The organism is Rudaea sp. (assembly GCF_036383415.1).
Taxonomy (GTDB): Bacteria; Pseudomonadota; Gammaproteobacteria; order Xanthomonadales; family Rhodanobacteraceae; genus Rudaea.
Genome location: NZ_DASVOK010000487.1, coordinates 1 through 1,999 on the forward strand (window position 1 = coordinate 1; position 1,999 = coordinate 1,999).

General features: G+C 69.2%; 3 protein-coding genes. 1 reads left to right on the forward strand and 2 read right to left on the reverse strand.

The genetic code is table 11. The annotated features are described in order from the left end of the window. Positions 1 to 539 (forward strand): flippase-like domain-containing protein (locus VF497_RS17620; protein ID WP_330891199.1); only part of this gene is annotated, 539 nt, incomplete at its 5' end. On the opposite strand, the gene VF497_RS17625 is transcribed toward VF497_RS17620, so the two are convergent. Continuing rightward, the gene (locus VF497_RS17625; protein WP_330891201.1) at positions 532 to 1,308 is read right to left on the reverse strand and encodes a glycosyltransferase family 2 protein; all 777 of its coding nucleotides are present in this window, start codon (positions 1,306 to 1,308) and stop codon (positions 532 to 534) included. The genes VF497_RS17620 and VF497_RS17625 overlap by 8 nt on opposite strands. Further along, positions 1,305 to 1,999, reverse strand: a 695-nt coding sequence (locus tag VF497_RS17630) for a beta-ketoacyl synthase chain length factor (protein WP_330891203.1), incomplete at its 5' end; no start/stop codon positions are given. The genes VF497_RS17630 and VF497_RS17625, both read right to left, overlap by 4 nt.

Below are 1,999 nucleotides of genomic sequence, written 5' to 3' on the forward strand. Positions count from 1 at the left end.
TGCTCGTCGCGCTCGTGCTCGCGCGGCGGCCGCTCGGCACATGGTTCTTCGGCAGGCACGGGCCAGTCGAGCGCGTCGGCTTCCTGCGCCGGCGTCGCGAGGCGCTGCGCGGCTTCGTCAACAACGTGCTCGCGCAGACGCAGATTCTGATGCAAGGATCGCCCGCGTATTTCGCCCTCGCGTTCGCCTCAACCGCGATGCAGTGGCTCGCGCGTTACGGTGTGCTCTGGCTCATCCTCGCGCTGCTCGGCGCGCAGGTGCCGTTCTCGCTCGTGCTACTGCTGCAGGGCGTCGTGCTGCACGTCGCACAATGGACCGGCGTGCCGGCTGGCGGCGGCGGCGCGGATCTTGGTCTCGCCGTGACGCTCGCCCCGTTCGCCTCGACCAGCGCGGTCGCCAGCGCGCTGCTGCTGTGGCGCATCGCGACGCTGTATCTGAGTTTGCTTGCCGGCGTGATCTCGATCAGCGCTCTGCGCTGGCGCGCAAAGCCGGCGCAGACCACCGATGCCGCTGCGTCGGTGGAGCAAAGTCTCAGCTGACGACGATCGGCGGCACCGTGCGCGAGCGGCGCAGGTTGCCGAGCATGAGCCCACCGCGCAGCAGGCGGCCGGCGATCATGCGCGTGATCCGGCTGACGTCGCGAAACGGCTTGAAGTGGCTCGCGCGCCGCTCCTCTTCGTAGCTGGCCTTGATCGGCACCGAGACGGTGTGGATGCCACGCGCCGCGCATTCGATGAGGATCTCGCTCTCGAACACGAAGCCGTCGTGCGGCAGTGCGAGCGCGGTTTCGATCGCGGCACGCGGGTAGTAACGTTGGCCGCTCTGCGAATCGACGACGCGCTGGCCGCAGGCCCACGACACCCAGAAATCGGCTTGCGCATTGCCGAACCGATTCTTGTCCGGCTGCGCATCCTTGCCGAGCAGGCGCGCGCCGATGACGATGTGGTTCGGGTAGCGCTTCGCCGCGGCGAGCAGGCGTGGCAGGTCGGCCGCGTCGTGCTGGCCGTCGCCATCCATCGTCAGCACGCCATCGGCGCCGAGCTTGAGCGCAAGTTCGAAGCCGTCGCGCAGCGCCATCGCCTTGCCTTGCGGCGTGGCGTGGCGAATGCGTTCGACCGGAAGATCGGCGACGACATCGCTGGTGCGGTCGCTCGAACCGTCGTCGACGACAATCACCTTGGCGCAGTGGCGCAGCGCGGCCGTGACCACGGCGCGGATCGCGCGCTCCTCGTTCAGCGCCGGGATCACGACGACGCCGGTCGCCACCGCGTCCGCGCTCTGCGTTGCCTGAGTCTGCTCCCCGGTCAAAACGAAATCTCCAGATGCAATGCCGATGACGGCAAGTCTTTGTCGGCGTGCAGGGCGAAGTCAAACCCCGCGCCCTCTCCCCGCGCCAGCGCGGCCAGCAACGGCAGGCTTGCCGCTGCGGGATTGCGCTCGCGCAGAGCGTGCAGCGTGGCTGGCAGCGGCGCAAGTTCCGCCGCAGCATGACGCAATTCCAGGCGCAGGCGCGTGATCGGCCGCGCCGCGGCGGGCGCGAGCACGAAGGCCATGCCGAACGGCGCATCGCAGTCGATGACCTCGGCGAGCGGGCCGGTTGCGGCGATGTCGAATGCGACGTAAAGCACCGGCGCCGCTTCGCTCGCCGCGATCGTCGCCGCTTCGAGCAGGCCGGCGGCGAACGTCGCGGAACCCGCGCTCAACGCAGTCGACGAGGCCATGCAGCCGCTCGCGATCGTCCAGTATCCGGCCGGCGCGTTGTGCACGGAATTGTGGAACTTGGTCGGCGACAGTTCGAGCGGCGTGCGCGCGAGTACGGTGCAAAGATAATCGTTGATCGCCAGGTCGCCGTAGGCAGAAGCGAACACGTTCTGCAGATCGTGTGGCGCGCACCCGGCCATCGCGCAGGCCTGTTCGGCCGCAGCGAGTGCGAGCAGCACCGAATCCGGCGCGCGGCGGCGCTCGTTCGGCGCCAGCAAAGTGGGCGCAGGCCGCGCGA